Raw genomic sequence first — 23615 nt, forward strand, 5'->3', positions numbered from 1 at the left:
CCATAAAGAAAGTATTGTAAATTAACAATGCTCCAGCCTCTTTATTCTTTTCAAATCAAAATTATAACATTCTAAAGCTTTATTATATTCTTTAAACAGAGACAAAGAAGTCATCTAATTTGTATAATAATCCAGTATCAAGGGAATTTTTATTGATTTAGAGTTGGTCTATTTGAGTACTTTTAATATTGTCTTTTGTTCTTCGTTAGTAATGTTTTCTAAAATCTTTTTTATCAATTCTTTTTCTTCATTTTCAACTTCAAAATACATATTACTAAGAATATATACAAAATCTTCTAAGAGTTTTGAATTTTTTTGGCTAATTTTGTATATAGATTTTAGAATAATATCTCTATGTATATGAATGTTTAGTAAATCGTGTAAAAAAGAAATATCATTGTAAGCTAACACGTAATTGCATATTACATTTATAAGTTGGTTGTACATTGTTTTTGAAATTCTCCCACTGTTTAAAAGATTTATTACTATATTTTTAATAGTCCATGATGGATGATCTATAAAAAAACTTAAAGCTTTGGCTTTGATACTAAAACTATCATCATATATCATTTTTGCAATTTTTAGCTGTATAAGTTCTTTAGATTCTTTGTCAATATCCTGCAAACTAAGATATTTTCTAGCAAGTTCAATATATACAATTTTTGCTTCAAAATTATAGCCTAAGTCAATATTATTACTTTTTTGAAGAATGTCTAAATTATACTCTTCTCGTAAAGTTTTTGTAGAAATATTGTTTTTTAGGCAAATATTACAGATTGTGTTAAGAATTTCTAGTGATAATACTTTAAAACGTTCACGTGTTGCAAAAGTGTTACAAAACTTTTTGTATTCCTCTAAACGATAATATTCATTAATTAATAACTCTAGGTGCTCTTTTTCTGCAAAGCTTGTAAATACTCTCAATATTAGAATCCTATATGTTAAATCTTTTAAAACATCAACTTCAAAAATCTCTTCATTATCAATTTTTAGATATTGTGATGTAATTATTTTAATTATTTTCTTTATGGAATATTTTCTTAGTTCTACATCCTTTTCTATAATTCTCCTAAGCTCTAGCATTGCTTGAACTTTAAGACCTCTATGGGCATATTTTAAAAACTTGAATAATGCATCTACTTTCTTTTCTGAGTTTTCTTTTAGTAATATAAGTCCTAAAATAACTCGTTGTATTTCCACACCATACTTATGCACATAATGACTGTTAGGATGAGTTTTAGATCTAATTATTGTCCTATGTGGTTTTATAAATTCTATAAAATCATCATATATTTTATCTGGAATAAAGATACTCTCCTTCAATAAAACTCTAAAAATTTGACGAGAATCAATGCCAAGTTTAGATTTTTTGAGCTGGGCTATAACCCCATCATAATCTAACTTCACAATCCCACCATAAGTAGTTCCAACTTATAGTGATTTATTAGTTTATTTTACGAAGAATATCGAACTTAATATAAATGAACGAAACTCTCCCCTCCCATAAAGAACGTTTAAAACCTTTCATTTATCATCAACAATCGTTATTTAAATCTACTATTATTTAGAAAATCAGTTAGAGGATACTTTTAATATTCCATTCAAACATTGAAAATAATCATTTCAAACAATTCTCCCATTTATGGCTGCTATTACAAGCCCATATTTTAATATTCTGCTAACAATATTATTGATAAAGTTAAACTGTATCTCAAAAAACTAATGGTAAAATTTGAAAATAAAGATACAAACTTTTAAATAATTTTGTTTTATAATTTTTAATTGGTGGTATTATGAAATTTTTCAACAGGGAGAAAGAGATTAATGAGATACTTCGAATTTTAAATAGAGAGCCAGACGATATTTATTTTATATATGGACCCTTAAACAGTGGAAAAACTACTTTAATAAATCACATAATAAACAATGAATTAAAAAAATCCAATAAAAAATATGCTGTCTTTTATGTTAATTTCAGAGAGTATGATATTTACATCAATGGATAATTTTGTTGAGGCATTGTTTGAAATAGACGAAAATTCGAAAGAAAAGAAGATAAAATCATACATAGAGAGTTTTACAAAGGGAGTTAATGATATTATAAACTTATACTATGGGATAAAGATTCCAGAGCCAATATTGGATAAGTTTTTTGGAGAAAAAGAAAAGGGGGGATTGGTTTTTAAGTTTATTAGAGATTTATTTATGAGTTTGAATAAGAAGGGAGTTCAGCCAGTATTCATTTTAGATGAATTGCAGATGATTAAAGATATTGTTATGAATGGAGGAAAGCCATTATTAAAAAGCTTATTCCAATTTTTGGTTTCTTTAACAAAGGAGAGGCACATAGCACATGTTTTTTGCCTAAGTTCAGATAGTTTGTTTATTGAGTATGTTTATAATGCTGGAGAGTTAGAAGGAAGGGCGAAATATCTATTGGTTGATGATTTTGATAAAGAAACTTCCTTAAAATTTATGGACTTTTTAGCAGTAGAAGGAAATATTAACTTAACTAATGAAGATAAAGAGTTAATTTATTCTTATGTTGGGGGAAAGGCAAAGGACATAAAGTATGTTATTGAAGAAAGTAAGTTTAAAGACTTAAGAGAGGTTTTGGACTTTATGTTAAAAGATGAGGTTTCCAAATTGAGAAAATTATTGGTTAAGATAAAAACTAAAAAGATTGCAGAAGTTGAGTATGAAAATGTTGTTAAAGCATTAAAATTATTTAAAGACAATTATGAAATCAACGAATACCTTATGGACGAGAATACAAAAGAATTCTTAATTAAAAGGAATATCTTATTCTTAAACCCCGTAGAGGAGATTTTAAAGCCACAAAGTTATTTAGTTTGGAACGCAATAAAAAGAGTATTACAAAATATAAACGATTTTTAAAATTATTGGTGGGATTATGAAATTCTTCAATAGGGAAAAAGAAATTAATGAAATTCTTTTAATCTTAGAAGAAGAACCAAATAATATTTATTTTATTTATGGTCCTTTAAATAGTGGAAAATCAACCCTAATAAGAGAAGTTATAACTAATAGATTAGACAAGTCAAAATACATACCATTTTTTATTGATTTTAGAACGAGAAATATTTTAAACGTTGATAATTTTATTGAATGCTTGTTTGAAGTGGATGAAAAATCAAAAATAGACGATTTTAGGGAATATGCCAAATCATTAGCTGATTTGTTGGTTAAAGGTAGTGAAGAGATTAGCAAATACTACTTGGGTATGCCTATTAAAGTGCCAAAACCATTCTTTGATAGAATTTTTAGTAAAAGAGATAAATCAGCAGATGTCTATCAATATATTGAATATTTATTTGCTAAATTAAATGAGAAAGGTAAAAAGCCAATTTTAATATTTGATGAATTACAGATGATTAGGGAGATAACTTTAAACGGGAATAGGTTACTATTGTGGAGTTTATTCCAGTTCTTAGTTGCCTTAACTAAAGTTCAACATCTATGCCATGTTTTCTGCTTAAGTTCTGATAGTTTGTTTATTGAATACATCTACGGAAAAGCTGAATTAAAGGGGGGAGTTGATTATATCTTAGTTGATGATTTTGATAAGAAAACTGCCTTAAAGTTTATGGATTTTTTAGCCAAACAAAAGAATATTAATCTAACTAATGAGGATAAGGAGCTAATTTATTCTTATGTTGGTGGAAAGGCAAAGTATATTTATGATGTTATTGTCAAGTTAAAAGCTGTTAAAGATTTGAAATATATTTTAGAGACAAAACTTGAAGAGGAGCGGAATCACTTGGAAGAATTATTGGAGAAGGTTGAAGAAGATTATGAAGGCATAAATTATGATGAAGTCTTAGAAGCATTGAAATTGTTTAAAGATAATTATGAACTTCCAAAAAGTAAGATAAAAAGGAAAATTAGGATATTTTTAATTAAAGAGAATATTTTATTCTTAAATCCACAAAAAGGAACTTTAAAGCCACAAAGTTATTTGGTTTGGAATGCTATAAAGAGAATGTTGTAAATTAAGTTATTTCAATAAAATCTACTTTTTCAAAGTCAAAATCAAGGGTAGTGAGTTATGAGCATTCTCATTTCTAATAAACAATTCAATCATGGGTTAAAGGATGAATTTGCTACTAAAAAGGATTTAGAATTGTTAGAAGAGAGGATTTTGAGATATGTTGATAATAAGTTCAATCAATTGGATAAAAAAATTGATAGGACTTTTTATTTACTTGTCTTCTTTATTATACTGTGGGTATCTCGGGAGGCATTTTTTTATTTGATATAATCCGAACGCCTCCCTCATCGACACCCGCTCCCCTTTACGGGGACAGACCCCCTACTGCCCCGATAGGGACAGCTAGGAAGTAGCCTTAAACTTTAATAATACTTATTATTGATAAAGTATTATACGTTCATACATATAAAAAATGTGAGAAAAATGAGAAAATAAAATATGTAATTTAAATTGTTAAGATTTAATAGTTTAAACGTGTGAAAAATGCTTGTTTTTAGAACATTGTATAATGTATTATGTAAATTATCTTTGGATATAATTAAAAATGTAAGAAAACCATTGAGATTTGGTGTAAAAGAGGGATAGATTGATTATATTGAAAAAAGTTTATGTTGTAAAGTGTATATTCATAATTGGTTTTTACTAATGGACAAAATTATACAGTTTAAAATTTAAGTTTATAAATTAGTATTATTCTCTTTTAGAATTTCTGCTATATGTTTAAAGCAGTTTTTCAATATTTATAATATAATTAAATCGTATGTTTGAAGTGGACTTTAGCCCCAAAGTCCAACAATGGTTAAAAATTTTCGGACACCATGCCAAAACATAGAGCAGATGCCACTGCAGTATATACAATATTATAATATTATATTATCAATGGCATACAGTGGCATCTCCAGAGAAGTGTAAATCCAATATGCCACTGAATATATAAAAGAAAACTATAATAATCCCTATTTTCAAAAAATAACTGTCATTACATAGCCTTGTTTGGTGAAAACACAGAAAAATTTGTAGTGATGTGTTATGGGTATTATAGGTTTTGTTAATGCATTAGCTAACGTCTTTATACTACTTATATTAGGTATGGTAGGTATTTTTATTTTTGCATGGTTTTTGTTTTGCAGAGAAGATGAAGAGACAATTAGAAAAATAAAAGAAGATGATTGGTGAAAGTGTGAAGTTATTAAAGATTTTTCTATTTGTTTTGTTTTGTAGTTAGAGTAGTTCTAAGTTGTGGTTGTATTGGAGATGAATGCACTCCACACCCATAGGCACTATAAGCGCGTTGAAAAGATGAATACAGTTTGTTCATGGAATGTGATAAAATTCATTAAAAATGAGTTTAAAACAATTCTTCACAATTCTTTAGGAGGATACTATGAGGTTGGTAAACTCTTTATTATAGCAGTGGCAACAAAACAGAAACAACCCTAACTCTTTTATTAAGAATACCAACACCACCAAAACATCACCCAAAGCACCCTTATGAATAAAATGAACATCACACGAGAATCCACTCCCCTAACACTCTTTTTACCCAACACCTTAACAACATTCATGAAACACCACACACAAACAAATCCTAAAATCAAAACATGCCACTGTATAAAACTATTGATAATAATTAATAATATAAAAATTATCAAACTTAATACTACCAAAACAAATAAAATAAATTCCCACCACAAAACAAAACAAACAAATATTATAATCACCAAACAATATAAAAACAATAATATTATGTAAATTCCCATTAGGGAAAAGGTGAAAACATGCTCAAAAAACTATTTGGAAAAGACGATGAAAAAACAGACGAACGAATTAAAAAATTAGAAAACAGAATAGAAAAAATAGAATTAGAGTTAAAAACCATAAAAAACACAAGTTCATACCCACAAATTATAAGAATAGAAAAAGAACTCCAACAAATAATAAAAACAGACATTGACAAACTAACAACCCTATACATCAAACTCCAACCCAAACCCAACACCATAGAACAAACAAAAAATCATACAAATACTAAAACACGAACAACCCCTACAATCATCAAAAATAGTAGAAAAACTAAAACCAAACATAAAATCAAAAGGAACAATCTACCAAGCCCTAAAACAACTACAAAAAGAGAAAAAAATAACAAAAGCCACAGTCAAAGAAAATGGTAAAAGAAAAGTATACTACAAACTCACAGATGAAAACACTGATATAACATAGAAAACATCCCTAATCCTAATTGTTAAAAACATTAATTATCAAGGGAGGTTGCCACACTTTTTAAAAAGTGTGGCAACCTCCCAAATATTCCTATAAGAAACAAAATTTACCATAAAGTAATAAAAACCCCATAAACTTATTTTCCTATAGGATAAATGCCATTGACTATTAGAAAAACAACACTCTTTTATGCCACTGCTAACACACAATAAATTTCCACATTCTATACACAATAAAGTGTTTTTAACCGTAATTTTCAACATTGGACTAACCACTCTAACAGAAATGTGAAATACCCCACACACTTCCAAGACATGAAACGCCCCTTATTTTTCAATTTTTCAATTGTATTTACTAACATTCACAAAAGAGGAACAGCCAATTTTTAAAAATTGGCTGTTCCTCCAACACCATAAAAATGCAGACAACAAACCAAAAACCCATTAAGCAACATACTGAGATTGAATTATTACAACCTATAAAAATAGTGTTATATGTTCATACATATAAAAAACATGAGAAAAATGAGAAAATAAAAGATGTAATTTAAATTATTGTAATTTTTCTATTTTTGTGAGTAAATTGTGTTTAGTTTAAGAAGTATTCCCCACTTATTATGTAAGTGGATTATTTACTCCACTAAAAATGTAATAAAACCATTGAGATTTAGTGTAAAAGATGAATAGATTGATTATATTAAAAAAAGTTTATGTTATAAAGTGTACCTTGATAATCAGTTTTCACCAATAGACAAAATTATACAGTTTAAAATTTAAGTTTATAAATTAGTATTATTGAAAACTAAATAATAAATTATGTGTTTAAATATTTATTGTTTTTAGTATTTGTTCAAATTCTGTGTATTTGATTTTGACTGGGAATAATAGTACGTTTCCAAAAAAGTTATTTTTATATTTCAATCCTTTAATGTTATATACCATGCTAATGTATTCTAAGATTGTATCAACAATGCTATCATTTAAGTCTCCCAATACAATTCCATAATAAGTTTTCCAGTAATCAGCAATATCATCTTCTTTTAAAGGATTAAAAAGTGATTTACCCATATTGAATTGACTTTGAAGTCAATTCACGATTATGGAAATAGTGAAACAGTGTTAGAATAAAACAAAAAGGGTAAATAAACTTATTTCTTCAAAGCTAGTTTTACGTCTTCGACTTTTACTGTTTTTCTCTTTGCCATGTTTTGCCAAGTCAACAGCTTCTTTAGCTATTTCCAAAGCTAAATCTTCTATAGCCTCAGCAAAGTATTCCGCTGCAGCCCTACTAACTCTCTCAGCCCCATCCTTTTTTAATATCCTTACAAACGGTGCAACTGAAGCTCAGCCATAACACCACCCAAAAAAACTTATACTCAAAAATTATCAATTAAAACCTACAAAAATATTACTATTTTTGTACATATACACCTCCCAATATTATAATATTCTACAATACAATAATTACATAATACCACAATACAATAATCCAAAATCATGCTAAAGAAAAATCCAATAAAACCCAAAAGAATAACATGATTACATAATAAAACAATACAACAATTAATTAATAACATAATAAAAATAAAAACTTGTTAAAATTATAATATTTTAAACTAACTAAAAAGAAAATAAAAATATAAAAATTAAAAGAGGGGGAGAGCCCGAGAGGGGAAGGGGAGAAAATGAGAAAAGTGGAAATACTATAAATAGAATATGAAACTGTCAGTTTAACTTTTATCAATAATATAGGTAAAAAATAGTAAAATATGAGGCTCACGATAGTGGCTATAAAGGAGAGAATCGTGGAAAAGAAGTATTCAGATTAAGAAATTGCGTAGAAATCCTTCTTATTGCTTAAACGAAGAATTAAAGCATTCTATAACAGATTTCTTAATAATAGTAGATTCAATACGGTAATTAGCTGGATAAAAAGCTTCATGATGTTCTATAATTGGATGCAATTGTTAACTTGACAACCTCTAATAGAATAACCCTACCATCAAGTATTTTACCAGTATTTTTTAGATTTTAAAGGTAAAAGATTTCTTTGGTGTTAAAATAGATTAGGAGTATAGAAAAGTTGATTATTTGGTTAATCCGTAGGTGATTTTTATGTTTCATAGTGGAGCTATGGAGTTGCTTAAAATTGCAGAGAAGTTGTATGACAAAGATTCAGAGAAAGCTGTTGAAGTATATGATAAAGCAATTAAAAAGGCTGAAAGGATTTATGATGATTATGCTAAAGCCGTTATTTTGTCCAATATAGCCAAATCTCTATATAGCAGAGGTTTAACTAACAAGGTTATTGAAGTATACAATAAAGCCATAAAAATAGCAGAGGAGAGTAGTAAAAGAGACGTAATACTATCAAAAATTATTGAAAATTTATGTAGTAATAGGTTGATAGATAAAGCGTTGGAGGTTGTGAATAAGATATCTGATGATTCTTCTAAGGCTATAGCATTATCTGAGATAGCAAAAGCTCAATACAATATAGGAATGCATGATGAAGCCCTTAAGAATTATGATAAGGCAATTTTTATAACTGAGGGTGTTTTTGATGATGAGATTAAATCTTCAATACTGTTTGAAATATCCAGAGATTTTTATAACTATGGACTAGTAGATAAAGCATTTGAAGTTATTGGAAAGATACCTTACTCTAAGTATAGGTTCAGGTTGTTAGATAAAATGGCAGAAGATTTGCATAAGAATATTAAATATATACATGGAGAGTAAAGAGTTTGATGATGATAAAATTAAGATAATATCAATGACTCCAAAGAGTGAAAAATCTGATAAGATAGTAATGCAGATTGTGGAGGAGTTTATTAATAGTTTTCCAGATGATAGATATAAGTTTAGAGTGTTGTTGAAAGTTGCAGAGCTGATTTGTAAGAATGGCTTATGTAATGAAGCATTTTTAATACTTGACAAGATTCCAGATTCCTATTATAAATCTTCAGCACTATATAAAATGGCAGACATATTATATAGAAATAAGGAACATGATAGATTAATACAGATTGCAGAAAAGATACCTGATGACTATAAAAAATCAGAAGTCTTATTAAAGGTTGTAGAGCTATTATGCGAAAGTGGAAAATATGATGAGGCAATAAACATAGCTGAAAAAATACCTGACAATTATTATAAATCAGAAGCATTATTTAAAATAGCAGAAACCCTAAGCAACAAAGGATATTACGACAAAGCAGTTGAAATTGCTGAAAAAATTCCAGACAATTTTTAGAAGAAAAATTATATCCAAGGAATGTTAATAATTCATCTTCTATTAATTCTAGTGGTTATTTTCAATATATTGCACACATAGGAGTTTATGAATATGAAACAGGTAATTACCTCGATACCATATTATTCGTAAGATTTTAATAAAATAGTAAATTTGATACTGTTGTTAGCTGGATTAAATACTTCATGATACTCTAAATGAGGTGAAGTTACTAACTTGACGATCTTTTTTATTAATATGCAAGCATTATATTATAATATTTGTAGATTTTTGTATTTAGTTTCAGAAAAATTTTTAAGAGACCCAACACATTTTCCTAAAAAAGAAAGATTTATATACCCAACATCGTTCCAAAATTTCTTTAGAAATTAGCATTGGCGATAGATATGCCATACGACATTAAATGTGGAGAGGCATATAACATTTCATACCAATTGTAGAAAAGAATAGTATATTAATTTCTAATCGTACTCGTATTTTAAATAACTTGATCAAAATGTGTAATTTGAATATAAAACCAAAAACTGAAGATGATTATAAACGATTCCTATATGATTACTCAAATCAATGTGGAGTAGATTTCAGAAAAGTAGATGTGGGAATAAAATTTTTCAAAAATATGCTGGATATAAAGTAAAAGATTACGGCAGTTCTTGGAAATATTCAGAGTTAGATAATCCTAACTACACAATACAAGATGCGTGCAGAGATTTACTCAAAAATAATGGAGTGAAGTACCTAATTAACAACAGGGCATTAAAGGTATCTTTGAAATAACATTATTTGATGTGATTAAAAAGAATTAAGATTGTATTTTAGGTGGCAGTATGGGAAAATGTAGGCATAATGGAGAGGTTAGTATTTTTGGCGTAAGACCAGCAAGTTTTCCTTACTTTCCATTTAATTTAATGGATAGGATTGGAGGGTTTGTAATATTGGATGAGTTGTGGTTAAGGAGGTGGTGTGAGATTATAGAATATCCGATGAAAATTCCAACTTTATACGTGCCAATTGAGGATTATGGTATTCCTACAGTTGAGGATATGGATTTGATTGTTGATTTTATAAAGTATCATGTTTCTAATGGGAGAGAAGTCGTTGTCTCTTGTATCGGTGGACATGGAAGAACTGGAACTGTTTTGGCTATTTGGGCTGGTTTAAATGGCGTTGAAAATCCAATAGAATATGTTAGAGAATGTTACTGTGAGTGTGCGGTTGAGACAGAAGAACAAGAGGAGTTTGTAATGGAGTATTTGAAAAAGAGATTATGAATTAAAAGAAGATTATATCTAAGAGTTCATCATATATTTCTATTTCACCTTTAAGGATGAGGTCGATAAGTTCATCTTCACTAACGATAATGATTTTACCGTTAATATTGATTTCAAATTGATTATTTCCAATGTATCTTATGTTCGTGTTGTTGATAGCTTTTCTTAATCTTTTAATTAAGTCTTTACATGCTTCTTGTATTGTGTATTTACATAACCTCCTATTGTAATACTTTGCAACTTTGCTGTTAAAGAACCACATACCCATTTCTACATATCTTTGGTCTAATTTGCATTTCTTTGAATATTCATAGAGGAATATTTTATATGGATAAAGAGTTTTAAAATCATTGCTATCTATTTTTGCATTTTTACGAAGTTTTTGAATACATCTACATTCTGTATAATCAAATTTCTCTAAAACTTCATTAATGTCAAAATTATAATTTAATTTACATTTACATTTAACTAATTCCTCAATGACTTTTTTAACTACTCTATCAATAGGCTTGTATAACAAATCCCTGCAATCTCCATATAACATCAAATTGTGAATAATTGAAATATCTCTAAGGAATAGACAAGCTATTTTATCTCCAACTCCTCTAATTCTAATTAAAAAGTTGTATGCGTCGTAGATATTTCCATTTCTTAATAAATTAAGTAGATAAGACACTAATGAAGCTGTTATTTGAGTATTACTAATAATGTATAATAAACCACATTTATTTGTGGTAGTTGAATTTATGTTACAACTCGGATTTATATTGTATCTTGGGTCTAAAGTGTCACTTGTATAGAAGCCCAATCCTAACATTCTTAGATTATTTTCATAGCAATTGCATATATTACTAATCCAAGTATTGTTATGTAAATTGAAATTTCTATCTATGCAAACTGCCCCAATAAATCCATGGATTCTTACTCTTATGGAGCTATAACTACTCCCAAAAGGTCTCATATAAGCATAATTTGAAATAAACAATTGCAATGATTCACTTAAATCATTTAAATGATTTGGGAATATTATCTCCCAAAATGCTTTTAATTCTAGTGCTTCATGTAACCTTCCGACATCTTCAAAGAATTTAAACCATGCACAGATACAATCTTTATTAGCATATTCTCCAGAACAATAATTTTTTCTTAATACTTTAAGTATATCTTCAACTTCTTTTTCTATATTTTTTCTCTCTTTAATAACTGGGATAAAGAACTTTTTAATAATATCTCTTGCTAATGGACAGTTTCTAATCCTGTTGATAAATTGCTGAACTACCATCCCCACTCCTCTCCACATCTTTCAAATATAAATGTACTGCAGTTCTTAAATATAAATTAATATAAATTTTATAAATATTTACACTAAAAGCTCTGCTAATATTTTAACCTCTATTGAGTTTCTATTTTCCTTAACAGAAATCAAATCCATACTAAGTGTTTATTATTAGCAACAATTCCTATAGGTGTAGTTTCTCTTCTTCAAATTTTTGGTAATATATTTTTAATTACATTGAAATCAAATATATGTACATACTCCTTTTCCACATCTTAATATTACAATATTATCAATTCTCGAATTTTCCTTCCTGTTTTTAAATCGATATAAATATGACGTCTTCCATTACATTTTAACATCACACGATTATCTTTTATAGATATTGACTCTATATCCCACTCAGTTTTGAACTCCCAAATTTTATCTCCAGTTTTTAGATTAATGGCAGAGATACATCTTCTTCCACATTCTAATACTGCAATACCACCTCTAATAGATAAACTTCTTAATTCTAACATCTTAACACCATTATCTCTACTGATGTTGAATTAATTTTTGAATCATAATACTTGTTTGATTTTTTGTATTATTGAGTAGTTTTTAATTATATTGAAATCAAGGGCATAAACATGTCCTCTTTTACATCCTGATATTACAATATTGTCTTTGATGGACAAATCTAACACTGCACTTTCTGTTTTAAACTTCCATATTTCCTCACCAGTGTTAATATCAAGAGCATAAAGATAATTATCACATCCTAATAATACAGCATCATTTTTAATAGACAAACCATTCACATCCCCATCTGTCTTAAATGCCCATAAATTCTCCCCTGCATTAATATCAAGAGCATAGACACATTCTCGATTACATCCCAATATTACAATATCATCTTTAATAGATAATCTTAATACAGACCCTACTACCTTAAATCTTTCCATCTTCTCTCCTGTATTAATATCAAGAAGATAAACATAACCTCCCCTACATCCCAACAATACATTATCCTTTTTAATAGATAAACTCTTTACCTCTCCTTCTGCCTTAAACCTCCATAGTTCTCTACCAGTGTCAATATCAAGAGCGTAAAGATAATTATCACATCCAAATAGCAAAATGTCATTTTTTATGGATAAATTCCGTATGGATTTTCCTGATTTTGCTTTAAACTCCCATAACATATTTCCTGCATTAATATCAAGGGCAAGTATATATCCTTTTTTACATCCCAACACAACAATATCGTCTTTAATAGATAAACTCCTTACATCATGCTTTATCTTAGACCTCCATATTTCTCTTCCTGTATTAATATCAAGAGCATAAGCATACCCTTCCTCCAATATTTTTCCATTTTTCAACATGACAATGCTCTCAAATATATTTCCACATCCTAATACAACAATATCATCTTTAATAGACAAACCCCATACTGTATCCTCTGCCTTGAATTCCCATAATTTCTTACCAGTTTTAATATCAATGGCATAAACATGTCCCGAAACACATCCTAATATTACAATATCACCTTTAATAGATAATAACCTTACACCCCCCTCTGCCCTAAACTCCCACAATAACTCATCTACTCTTTTAATCCCTAAAATATCCAATATAAACTTACCAACATTAATTGCTAACTCATCATTTGAGTTATTTACCAATTCAATTAACTTATTCATATAATAATTAAATACAGCCCTATTTTCATTGAAAATGTTTTTAAATCTGCTGTATATTTCTTTATAGTTTGATGTGTTTAAATTATCTATCTCTTGTTTTAGGATTTTGTCAATTTTTTCTGGCCTCATGTCATCTACATTATCTCCTTTAAATTTTGTAATTGTTAATACTTCTGTAAATCTTTCTTTGTATCGTATGTTAAATTCATCTTCAAACTCTACAACAATATCTATCGGTAGTTTTCCTTTAACTTTTGGATTTATAAAAAGGTTAATGACTTTTGTGTCTCTTCCTCTAATTTTTATCGGCTCTATGTCTTTAAATAAAATATCTTCTTCGTTTATTATTGAAATTTTCGATATTGTTATATCTTTTAATGATTTGTTTGTTATTTGTATTGGTAGTTCATCCCATTCATTCAAATTAAGTGATTTTTTTAATAGGGTTAAATCTATCTTTACTATTTCTTTCATTATATTAGTTAGTTGTGGCCTAACTCTTTGTATTTTTGAATACAGGTTAGTATCAAGGGCATAGACACACCCCCACATGTCTGCCAATATAGTAACATCCCCACTTATCAATAAATCACTTACATGCCACTCTCCACCAAACTCTAATATTTTCTCACCTGTTTTAATATCAAGGACATAAAAATATTCACACCCATATTCATCCTCACATCTCAATATTATTTTATCATCTTTGATAGATAACTCCCATACACACCACTCTGCTTCAAACTCCCACAATTTACCTCCTGTCCTAACATCAATAGCATAAATGTATTTATCCCCATCACCCAATATAACAATATTATCTTTGAGAGAAAAACCCCACATACGCTCTCCTACCTTGGACTCCCATATTTTATCCCCAGTCATAACATCAAGAACGCAAACATGCCCACCTCTATATTCCAACATTACAATATTATCTTTGATGAATAAACTATCTACATTGTGCTCTACTTTATATTCCCATATTTTATTCCCTGTCTTAATATCAAGGGCAAAAAGATGGTTACTACACCCTAATATTATAATATTATCTTTGATATCTTTGATGGACAAATCCCATACACTCCCCCCTGCCTTAAACTCCCATATTATGCTATCTTTTAAAATACATAACATAAACTTATCAATTTCAAGTGATAACTCATTATCATCTAAATTTTTCATTAACTCAATTAATTTATCCACGTAATAATTAAATATATCTCTATTTTTGCTAAAAACATTTTTAAATTTGTCATATATTTCTTTATAGTTTGATACGTTTAAATTATCTATCTCTTGTCTAATGTTTTCAACTCCATTGATTTTATTTTCTACAAAAACCATTCTCATCACCAAAAAAACTTTTATTTATTTCAAAATTTTTCTAATAACACACCATTCAATTATCGAAATTAGATTAATAATTCCATTACAAGTGTCTCTAACACTTCACCATATTTTTATTATAATTTCATTATACCTTAATAGCATATTAAATTCAATAACCCAACTTTAATTTTGCACTTATTAAGATTTGTAACATTATCAATGCCCCCTACCATAATTCCATAATGAGTTTTTGGAGGTTTCACTAAAAGAAGTAATCTACAGCATTCTTTAATTATATGTCTGAATTGACTTTAAAGTCCATTCATCCCTTAACATTCCTTATAAAGAAATACTCTATAAAAGTTTATTATTACATTATTGCATTAAACAGTTAAACATATAACCAATAATTTAAATATGAAATAATGTAATGCCATAATACTGTAATAAAATAATAGAATATCTAATGGTGAGAGTTTATGGTTGTAATTTCAATTGCAAATCAAAAAGGGGGTGTTGGAAAAACAACAATAGCATTAAACCTATCATTTACACTTGCAGAAAAGGGGTATGATACTTTAGTAATCGATTTAGACCCACAATTCAACTTATCCTTTGGAATTTTGGGAATGAAATTATTAGATTATGCTGATAAAAATATTGGAATACTATTATCAAAAAATTCTGTTAAGAAGAAAGAAATTGAAGAGTCTATTATAAAAATTAATGATAAGTTAGATTTAATCCCCTCCCACTTGCAGCTTTCTGCTGTAGAAAAAATGTTAGTTAATGCTTATGCAAGGGAAATGAAGTTGAAAAATATCATTAACCAAATCAAAGAAAATTATGACTACATAATAATTGATAATGCCCCATCATTAGGACTATTTTTAATAAATTCATTAGTGGCATCTGATTATATTATCATCCCATGTGAGCCAAGTTATTTTAGTATTGCAGGAGTTCAACTAATGTTAGATACTGTTGAGGAAATAAAAGAATCAAACTTGAATCCAAAACTTAAAGTTTTAGGGTTTATTTTCAACAAGTACTCTAAACAATCAAAAATTCCACAAAAGAGGTTAGAACAGTTAAAACAACTCTATCCTAACATTCCAGTAATTGGAGTAATTCCAAGAACTATTACTGTTGAAAAGGCAGAACGTGAGGGAAAACCTGTGTTTAAATTTGATGCTAATAATCCTGCAAGTGTTGCATTCTCAGAACTTGCTGAGTGGGTGATAGAAAATGTCAAATGATGATTTGAATGCATTAAAAAAATTAAAAGAAATTAGTTCTGGGACAGTAAAACAGATAACTTCACTACCAAAAAAAGAACCACAAGAAGAAAAAATGTCAAAAACTCTAAGGATAAAAAACACTACTCATGAAAAAATTATTGAAATGTATGGGAAAAAAGTTGGTAGCCAAGGAGAAGTTGTAGATAAGGGTGTTGCAGTCCTCTATGCATTATGGAAAATACTTCCAGAAGAACAATTTAAAAGGGTTGTTAAACTGGCTGAAGAAGATAGGTTTGAAGAATTTGCTGATAGGTTGGGTATTGAAATAAAAGAAGAATAAATAATTATTGCATTGCATTTATAATCTCCTTTATAGCATGCCATTCGATAATAGATGTCGGTTTGATTATTCCATTTATCACATCATAAAACAATATTTCATTCTCAATTAGGAATTTTAAATATTTCATTTCCTCTTTTTTAACTTCCTTATCATAGGAGATTTTTATCTTGTCCTTGAATTTAGATAAAACATTATAAAGCCCCTCCTCATCTAAATCGGTTGTATCTATAAGGTATTTTAGCCCATCTTTTTCAACATTAATCCACTGTTTTATAGTTTGTTCAACAGATAAACCTAACTTCTTATTATTTATCAGTTGAGAAATCTCATAAGGCAATGATAAATAGTCTAAAGCATAATTAATCTCTTCTTCGCTAAAACCTTCTTCTTTTAAAATATTCCTTATAGTTCCTTTTCTTAACCAGTCAATTAAATAATACTCAGAGGCATTTTTTAATGTTGAATTCCTATAGATTTCATCAATAAATAATGTATCAGAAGTTAAGCATATAACATGGCATAAATGTTCCATTTTAGTTAGAGAGACGAATAAGTTAAACAATTCGTTTAATAATGACTTTCCTCCATTAAAATAAATATTCTTCAACTTTTGTAACTCATCAATTATTAAAACTGGCTTTTTTCCTTCTTCAACAACTGCGTTAATACTCTCATTTATCTTAGCAAAGACATCATTTAGGCATAAGTTATTAAAGTCAAAATTCTCTTCAATTCCAAACTTACAAACTCCCAAGTTAAGTTCTAACTTATTTAATAGATATTTTTTATCCGACTTTTCAAAAAATACTCTTAAAAACTCATCCCTTGTTGGTGTTGCATATTTTCTTAAATTATAATAGAAAAACACTATATTACTGTTTTCTAACTCCTTAATAACTCTCCTCATTACCGTAGATTTACCAGATGATTTAGGACCATAAACAAAAAGGATAGAATTAGGTTCTAACTGACAGTAGGTTTTTAGATAGTTGAGTTCTTTCTCTCTATCATAGAATTTCATAATTTCACCCAAATAAACTCTTTATTTTAATTAAAAATATTATTTTAGAGTATTTAAAAGTTGAACATGCCATATTACATTAGCTGTGAATCTAAAGTTGAAAATTAACCTTTACTGTCTTTATGACATCATAACCACACTACCTATTGTATTATTTTATTACATCATAATTTAATTGCATTATAACATAATAACATTATTCCATAATTCTTTATACAATAATTATTTAACAATGGCATTAAACAATTACTTAAAAATTTAAATACACAAAACAACATTGCAATATTGCAATAATAAAATAATTCATTAACTAAAAATAATAAAGTGGTGAATTGACTTTGAAGTCAATTCACAGTTATAGATAAATAATGACCTAAAGCTTCTCCAAATCCAATGGAACATATTTTACAATATAAGCCTTATTTACAATAACAACATCTCCCTTTCCAACATCAACCAAGACAGTATAAGGGTCCTTACAACAGCATTTGCCCTCCAACACTTCACCATTAGCCAAATGCAACCTAACCTTATGATTATGGCAAAAGAATAAAACATAATCTTTTCTCTCTTGAGTACTAACACACGTTTCCCTAACCCTCTTTGGCTGCTTTTTACCTTTGCCCTGTTTTTTCTGGCCAGTTTGTTTTTTACCATTATTTTTAGATTTTTGACTTTCCAACTTTTTAAGCTCTTTTTCAATCTCTTCTAAATGCTTACTTTTAACGTGTTTCCTAACAACCTTAGCATCAGCATTAGTATAATCACAAAAAGGACATTTATAAAAACCAATATCATTCTTTTGAAGCTCTAACTTCTCAACATACTCATCAACATTCACAATCTCACCTAGAATATCCAAAATTTGAAAAATAGCAAAATGTCAAATGCAATGTATTCCCCCATACTATCAATATGTAAAGTAATCCATATTTAAAACTATCCTAAGCCTAGTAACAAACACAAAGAATGCAAATAAAAAGAAAAGATGAAAAATGTGACATTTAGCACATTAAATGCCATTGTTATAAAATAAACAAAGACAAAACTTTCCTCCCTAGCAATTTTGAGTTAAGAGAGACAACCAACCTGCAGCAATTTTTGAGAATTTTAGTAAAGGGAATTATCCCTTACATAATACACGCAAAAAGTGCAATCTTGTTGCGGAAATTCATTCTTACTTTTAAATTTATTATCTATTTGTTTGCATAAGATTTAAATGTATTGTTATATCTATTAATTTTTGCTAATGTTTATTAATAAAATATTTAAATATATTGATTAATATTATAAAACTCTTAAAATTCATCATCACTTTTTTGTATTGTTGTTTTAATTAGGTAATCCGCAGCAATCCAGGTTTTGGCTCGTATATTACCCCCAACTTTTTCAACTTTTCTAATGCTTTATAGAATACTTCTTCAACAAACTTCAATTTTTCAACAATTAGTTCATATAATTCCATTTCTAATATTTCCCCTCCATTTTCTTCAATTTTCTTTTCAATAACTTTTTCACACTTTTCAACACTGTTAGAGTTAATATTTTGTTTTATAATCTCATATAGCGTTTTAAACTCTTTGTTAAGTTCTTTTATTTCAACTACTGCATTTTCCCCCAGTTTTTTTACTCCTCTAATTACACAATTAAATATTGCTCTTATCAATCTTCTAACTTCATCCAAGGTTAGAGTGAATCCACATTCTTCTTTTATAACCTCTATTAATTCTCTAATTTTGAATTTTTGTCTTTCAATGGCAAAATCTCTAACTTTTATTAACACTTTTGCAACTAATGACCTTAACCCTAACTTTCTCCTATCTAATCTCTCATCATCTTCTCCTACTACAATATTCCATACTGCTCTTATAATCCTTTGAATCTTACCCCATTTTGATGGAGGGCATAAGAATGTTTTTAGAATTAGCTCTTCTATAATTCTTGCCAATGTTGAGAGTTTATCCTTATGTTCCTCTAACAATTTCAAATCAATATGGTAAATTTTCTTTGTTTTTCTATCTTCATTTTCATTAATTTCTTTAACAATTTTCTTATACTCGTTAATTTCTTCTAAGCATTTTTTAATAGTATTTTCATCTAAGTTCGATTTTTTATCATCATCTTTTCCTTTATTCAACATTAGGTTATACACTTCTATAACTTCTGGAATATTATAAACATCTTTTAACACGTTTATACTCCTGTTAATCCTTTTTGAGTGTTTTTTTATTAATTGTGGAGTGTATTCATCCCTACAATCTTTAAATTTCTTATAATTATTATATTCCAAGGCATTTTTGATTTCATTCACTCCATATTCTTTAAATGCAATAATTATATGTTTTGCACTAACTTTTTCAAGATATTCGAGATAATTATATTTTAAGAACTTATCCAGCTTACTTTCTTTTAACTCTTTTATTGTTTTAATTGCAAACTCATAGCCAGTAGTTTTTTCTAAATACTCTTTTAGTAATTTATAATCTCTTGTAATATGGGCCTCTAATAGACTATTATAAATGTGTGCTATTTCATCTTCATCTAAAACCCAATCCTTCTTTTCCTCATCATAATATATTGCATTTTGAATTTGAGAAATCAACACTTTCTTATAATTTTTATCCAATTCTTTTAAAACTTCAATATCCGTTTCTAAATACTCTTTTAATAGTTTATAATTTTCCTTAAACATTTCAATCATTGCATTATAATCAATAATCATTGGCTCTTCTTCTCTTTCTTTAAAAGGTGCTGTGACAATTAACTCTCCCCCACCATTCCTACATCTGGCAATAAACTGTCTAATGGTGGTAGCACTCTTACAATACAATGCCCATACCAAATCAACATGATTTTTAATATTAACTCCCTCAGAAATGACTCTTGTGGCTAAAATTAACCCCTCTTCTGGTACTTTTTCTTCATTAATAATCATTTTACTTGCCTTGTCAATTCCAACAGTCTCTCTTGTTATAACGTAAATTGGCTTGTTAAAACCATACAATTCTAAAGTATATTTTATATTCTCAATCATTTTCTTATTATCAACTAAAACTACAGCATTTTTTATCCATCCCTGTCTAAACATTAGTAGGATGTATTCACAAAACTCTCCAATAATATTTTTTGCAATATGGATAGAACATCTTTCAAATAATTTTTTCTCATCTTTAAATTCCACTTCTATAACTGGATAGTTATTCAAATTAATTAACTCTGGAGTTGCAGTTAGTAAGACACAACCTCCAGCCCTGTCTATACACTTTTTTACCCCTGTTATTGCCCTTTTTCTAAACTCTTTTTGGATTACTAAATCATGTGCTTCATCTATTGCCAATAGAATATCCTCTTCATTAGCAACTTGAATTTTCTCCCCTTTATAAGTGTCATAACATAAATCATTAAGCATATTTTCAACTTGGTCGTAGGTCCCAATGGTCAAATAATGAATAGTATTCTTATCCAATTTTTTCCCATCTTCATAATACATTGGAACTACTACTCCATCAGCGTGTAATCCTGCCCCTACTTGTAAAACTTGTATTTTATATGGGAATGCCACTGCTATAGCATGTTTTTTAAATACCTCTTTAATTTCTCTTGTATTTCTTGTTAGAGTATAAGTTTTCCCCCTTCCAGTGTCTGCTTTAAGAAATACTGGAACTCCTTGTTCAATAGATAATTGGTATGCTTTTATTATAGCCTCTTTTGGTAAGTATCCTTCTGCTTCTATCTTTATTGTTTCTCTATCGAGTAGTTCATTCATTATCTCTCTAACAGTCCTATAAGTGGATGGCTTTGGATTAATATTGTGTAATTTTAAAAATTCTATTATTTTATCCCTAAATTCTTTAATCATCCATAATCCTGCTAATGCAATAAATCTCATATTTGGATCGTGGAAATCTACCATTACTGCATTATATCCCTCATTAATGTAAATAGAACAGTCAGGATTTTTCCCATCATCAAAGAATAAACTCCATAAGTCTAATCTGGTTCCATTTTTACCATATTTATAATCAATTCCCAAGTAGGAGAGGAGTTTTTCAATCCATCTTTTACCCAATTTTTTAGTTAATTTATCTTGTATAGTATATAACCATTTGTAAATTCTTTTATTTATATCTTGCAATATAGTTTTATTAAGATTTGGTTTTTTTATTAATCTATTAATTGTTGTGGTAATGTTGTTTAATCCTCGCTTATTGTATAATTCTTCTCTTTTTTCATTGAATAATACTTCAAATTCTTTATAATTTTCAATAATTCCAAACTTCTCATACAATATTATTGGAGTTAACAATTTTTCAATATCTTCTTCATCTGTCAACTGGGCTATTGTAACACATGGTCTTGGACTACCATATTTTTCCTTATAATTGTAAGTTCCTACCAGCCTATCAACTCTTGCCAAATCATACATTGCAATATCTGCCCCTAAATCTTCAGCAATCATTCTTAGTAGTATTAATTCTTCTTCTAAAATAGGTCTTTCAGGATATAATATGAATCTTAATCCTCCCCCAGTAAATGCCACTTTATGTGGAAGTATATCCTTCTCTACGAATTTTGATAAATATTTAATCAATTTTTCCATAATTTCTTCTTCTGTAGGCATTTTGTTTGTCTTCCACTCTTCAACGTCAAAATCAAATGCAATATAACTCCAAGCAGTGGCAGCTCCCGCATCCCCTCTTTTTTCCTTTCTTGGGGCAATTCCGACATAAACCCCATCTAATCTTCTTTTCTTTTGTTTTTTAATATACTCATACTGTTTTTTTATTAATTTTATGATTTCTTCAGTTTTTTCTAAAATATTATCAACGTGTAAATCTGAAATATCTATGAAAAATTGTTTTTTACCCTTAAATTTTCCTAAAAATCTAATTTCTAAATACTTAAACTGTTTTACTAATTTTTTCAAAATTTTTTCTAAATGAGTTTCTCCAAGATATACTGAAAATTCTTCTTTATGTTTGACAATCAAAAATAGCAACTGTGCAATGTGTAATTTTAAATCAGATTCTAAAATATCATCTGAGATATTGTAAATTCCACTAACATTTATTTGATACTTATCAAAAATAGCTTTTACAGTTTGATCATCCCAATACCGCAAACTTTTTATACTATTAGATAGTATATTATTCATTGGTCACTCACCTTACTGTGGGTAGTATATATTCATTGGTCACATCTCTTGGTCATACACCTCGACCATGCCTACACTAAATACTCCCTAATGTTGCAATACCTTAACATATAATGCAATACAATACTGAGCTCTTTTGATACAATCTATGTAATTTAAAGAGTATAAGAAACATTTTCAGGGGGCGACCATTTCTATATTATTTTTTGAAGTATATAAACTTTTAGTTATTTTTTGAATTTGTATATTTGGATTTATATCATATAACTTTTTCTGAAAATTTTTCCTGACATATCTATTAGGTAGTTAGTATATATATATTTTTCGGATTTTTGCATGTTTTTACACTTTATCTTCTAATTTTATAACTAAAAGTTTATATTTTTCAAATAAAAAGGTTTATATACTATGAAATCATAGTATTGCTTGATTACAAAATTATTTTTTTGATAATAATGCCTATTTTTTCTTAATTCGTTGTGTGGTTGATAAAATTGTTAGCAGCATTTATGTTTTATATTTTAAAAAGAAAAGCATTAAATCTACATTTATTGTTATTATCTTATTTTTTGTGTCTTTTTTATCTTCTGTAAACTCTTATAAATCTCTTATATAGTATTATAATTATTCTATAAAAATATGTGGATTAAGTTGGGTAAGAAAAATGTGCGAAATAGGGGCTAAAATAATATTAAAACATTAATGTCTTTTGTCTAGTGTTACATTTTTAGTTACGTCTTTAACCACTTTTATTAGTACAGTGAATTGGCGTTGAATTCAATTTACAAAAGAGACATT

The 23615-nt window shown here is 28.1% G+C and carries 16 protein-coding genes and 3 pseudogenes; 10 read left to right on the forward strand and 9 right to left on the reverse strand.

Annotated elements, in window-relative coordinates; all coding sequences use genetic code 11:
- Positions 1-168 precede the first annotated feature (168 nt).
- A complete protein-coding gene (locus tag MJ_RS09010) occupies positions 169-1407 on the reverse strand; it encodes a hypothetical protein (RefSeq protein ID WP_010890061.1) in 1239 nt (412 codons plus the stop codon).
- Between the two features lie 386 nt (positions 1408-1793).
- Between MJ_RS09010 and MJ_RS09020 the strand changes: the two are divergent.
- The 4 genes and pseudogenes from MJ_RS09020 to MJ_RS09955 all read left to right on the forward strand — a co-directional run bounded on the left by MJ_RS09020 (position 1794) and on the right by MJ_RS09955 (position 6235).
- Positions 1794-2898 (forward strand): annotated as a pseudogene (locus MJ_RS09020) (ATP-binding protein).
- 16 nt (positions 2899-2914) lie between these two features.
- Positions 2915-4012, forward strand: coding sequence for an ATP-binding protein (locus MJ_RS09025; RefSeq protein ID WP_010890063.1), 1098 nt, complete (start codon positions 2915-2917; stop codon positions 4010-4012).
- A 1029-nt stretch (positions 4013-5041) separates the two neighbouring features.
- Positions 5042-5188 carry a hypothetical protein gene (locus tag MJ_RS09550; protein WP_162484782.1) on the forward strand — a complete coding sequence of 49 codons (147 nt, stop codon included), beginning with the start codon at positions 5042-5044 and terminating at the stop codon, positions 5186-5188.
- A gap of 885 nt (positions 5189-6073) precedes the next feature.
- Positions 6074-6235: a helix-turn-helix transcriptional regulator gene (locus MJ_RS09955; protein ID WP_394296061.1), complete on the forward strand. Its 162-nt coding sequence runs from the start codon at positions 6074-6076 to the stop codon at positions 6233-6235.
- Positions 6236-7056: 821 nt separating this feature from the next.
- On the opposite strand, the gene MJ_RS09050 is transcribed toward MJ_RS09955, so the two are convergent.
- On the reverse strand, positions 7057-7302 hold the full coding sequence (locus MJ_RS09050; protein ID WP_064496996.1) for a hypothetical protein: 246 nt from the start codon (positions 7300-7302) through the stop codon (positions 7057-7059).
- 80 nt (positions 7303-7382) lie between these two features.
- Positions 7383-7554 (reverse strand): annotated as a pseudogene (locus MJ_RS09415) (histone family protein).
- A 499-nt stretch (positions 7555-8053) separates the two neighbouring features.
- Between MJ_RS09415 and MJ_RS09420 the strand changes: the two are divergent.
- The 4 genes and pseudogenes from MJ_RS09420 to MJ_RS09070 all read left to right on the forward strand — a co-directional run.
- Positions 8054-8210 (forward strand): annotated as a pseudogene (locus tag MJ_RS09420) (IS6 family transposase); the annotation flags it as partial.
- Between the two features lie 139 nt (positions 8211-8349).
- Positions 8350-8976, forward strand: coding sequence for a tetratricopeptide repeat protein (locus MJ_RS09055; protein WP_244409567.1), 627 nt, complete (start codon positions 8350-8352; stop codon positions 8974-8976).
- Positions 8966-9490 carry a tetratricopeptide repeat protein gene (locus MJ_RS09060; protein WP_010890066.1) on the forward strand — a complete coding sequence of 175 codons (525 nt, stop codon included), beginning with the start codon at positions 8966-8968 and terminating at the stop codon, positions 9488-9490. The genes MJ_RS09055 and MJ_RS09060 overlap by 11 nt, the downstream gene beginning before the upstream one ends.
- A gap of 827 nt (positions 9491-10317) precedes the next feature.
- Positions 10318-10761, forward strand: coding sequence for a protein-tyrosine phosphatase family protein (locus MJ_RS09070; RefSeq protein ID WP_010890067.1), 444 nt, complete (start codon positions 10318-10320; stop codon positions 10759-10761).
- A gap of 1 nt (position 10762) precedes the next feature.
- Here the strand turns inward: MJ_RS09070 and MJ_RS09075 are convergent, their stop codons facing one another.
- From MJ_RS09075 to MJ_RS09085, 3 genes are all read right to left on the reverse strand, one after another.
- Complete coding sequence (locus MJ_RS09075) at positions 10763-12043, reverse strand: hypothetical protein (RefSeq protein ID WP_244409569.1); 1281 nt, start codon at positions 12041-12043, stop codon at positions 10763-10765.
- A 275-nt stretch (positions 12044-12318) separates the two neighbouring features.
- Complete coding sequence (locus MJ_RS09080; protein ID WP_010890069.1) at positions 12319-12558, reverse strand: PQQ-binding-like beta-propeller repeat protein; 240 nt, start codon at positions 12556-12558, stop codon at positions 12319-12321.
- A gap of 42 nt (positions 12559-12600) precedes the next feature.
- On the reverse strand, positions 12601-15072 hold the full coding sequence (locus tag MJ_RS09085) for an outer membrane protein assembly factor BamB family protein (RefSeq protein ID WP_244409571.1): 2472 nt from the start codon (positions 15070-15072) through the stop codon (positions 12601-12603).
- Between the two features lie 464 nt (positions 15073-15536).
- Here MJ_RS09085 and MJ_RS09090 point away from each other — a divergent pair, with 464 nt between their 5' ends.
- Positions 15537-16316 (forward strand): ParA family protein, encoded by a 780-nt coding sequence (locus tag MJ_RS09090; RefSeq protein WP_010890071.1) that lies wholly within the window; start codon positions 15537-15539, stop codon positions 16314-16316.
- Entirely contained in the window at positions 16306-16638 is a 333-nt protein-coding gene (locus tag MJ_RS09095; RefSeq protein WP_010890072.1) for a hypothetical protein, read from the forward strand. Before MJ_RS09090 ends, MJ_RS09095 begins: the two co-directional genes overlap by 11 nt.
- Before the next feature lie 4 nt (positions 16639-16642).
- Here MJ_RS09095 and MJ_RS09100 read toward each other — a convergent pair whose 3' ends face one another.
- The 3 genes from MJ_RS09100 to MJ_RS09110 all read right to left on the reverse strand — a co-directional run bounded on the left by MJ_RS09100 (position 16643) and on the right by MJ_RS09110 (position 22817).
- Positions 16643-17662 (reverse strand): ATP-binding protein, encoded by a 1020-nt coding sequence (locus MJ_RS09100; protein WP_064496998.1) that lies wholly within the window; start codon positions 17660-17662, stop codon positions 16643-16645.
- A 373-nt stretch (positions 17663-18035) separates the two neighbouring features.
- Positions 18036-18503: a C2H2-type zinc finger protein gene (locus MJ_RS09105; RefSeq protein ID WP_244409548.1), complete on the reverse strand. Its 468-nt coding sequence runs from the start codon at positions 18501-18503 to the stop codon at positions 18036-18038.
- A 495-nt stretch (positions 18504-18998) separates the two neighbouring features.
- Positions 18999-22817, reverse strand: a complete 3819-nt coding sequence (locus MJ_RS09110) for a DEAD/DEAH box helicase family protein (protein ID WP_010890075.1) — start codon at positions 22815-22817, stop codon at positions 18999-19001.
- Positions 22818-23615 lie beyond the last annotated feature (798 nt).

This window comes from Methanocaldococcus jannaschii DSM 2661, assembly GCF_000091665.1.
GTDB classification, from domain to species: Archaea; AGJL01; Methanococci; order Methanococcales; family Methanocaldococcaceae; genus Methanocaldococcus; species Methanocaldococcus jannaschii.

Coding starts and splice junctions, on each gene's coding strand:
- MJ_RS09055 (WP_244409567.1), top strand. CDS start 8,350: ATGTTTCATAGTGGAGCTATGGAGTTGCTTAAAATTGCAGAGAAGTTG.
- MJ_RS09050 (WP_064496996.1), bottom strand. CDS start 7,302: ATGGGTAAATCACTTTTTAATCCTTTAAAAGAAGATGATATTGCTGAT.
- MJ_RS09090 (WP_010890071.1), top strand. CDS start 15,537: ATGGTTGTAATTTCAATTGCAAATCAAAAAGGGGGTGTTGGAAAAACA.
- MJ_RS09025 (WP_010890063.1), top strand. CDS start 2,915: ATGAAATTCTTCAATAGGGAAAAAGAAATTAATGAAATTCTTTTAATC.
- MJ_RS09085 (WP_244409571.1), bottom strand. CDS start 15,072: ATGGTTTTTGTAGAAAATAAAATCAATGGAGTTGAAAACATTAGACAA.
- MJ_RS09100 (WP_064496998.1), bottom strand. CDS start 17,662: ATGAAATTCTATGATAGAGAGAAAGAACTCAACTATCTAAAAACCTAC.
- MJ_RS09060 (WP_010890066.1), top strand. CDS start 8,966: ATGGAGAGTAAAGAGTTTGATGATGATAAAATTAAGATAATATCAATG.
- MJ_RS09080 (WP_010890069.1), bottom strand. CDS start 12,558: ATGTTAGAATTAAGAAGTTTATCTATTAGAGGTGGTATTGCAGTATTA.
- MJ_RS09075 (WP_244409569.1), bottom strand. CDS start 12,043: ATGGTAGTTCAGCAATTTATCAACAGGATTAGAAACTGTCCATTAGCA.
- MJ_RS09110 (WP_010890075.1), bottom strand. CDS start 22,817: ATGAATAATATACTATCTAATAGTATAAAAAGTTTGCGGTATTGGGAT.
- MJ_RS09550 (WP_162484782.1), top strand. CDS start 5,042: ATGGGTATTATAGGTTTTGTTAATGCATTAGCTAACGTCTTTATACTA.
- MJ_RS09070 (WP_010890067.1), top strand. CDS start 10,318: ATGGGAAAATGTAGGCATAATGGAGAGGTTAGTATTTTTGGCGTAAGA.
- MJ_RS09095 (WP_010890072.1), top strand. CDS start 16,306: ATGTCAAATGATGATTTGAATGCATTAAAAAAATTAAAAGAAATTAGT.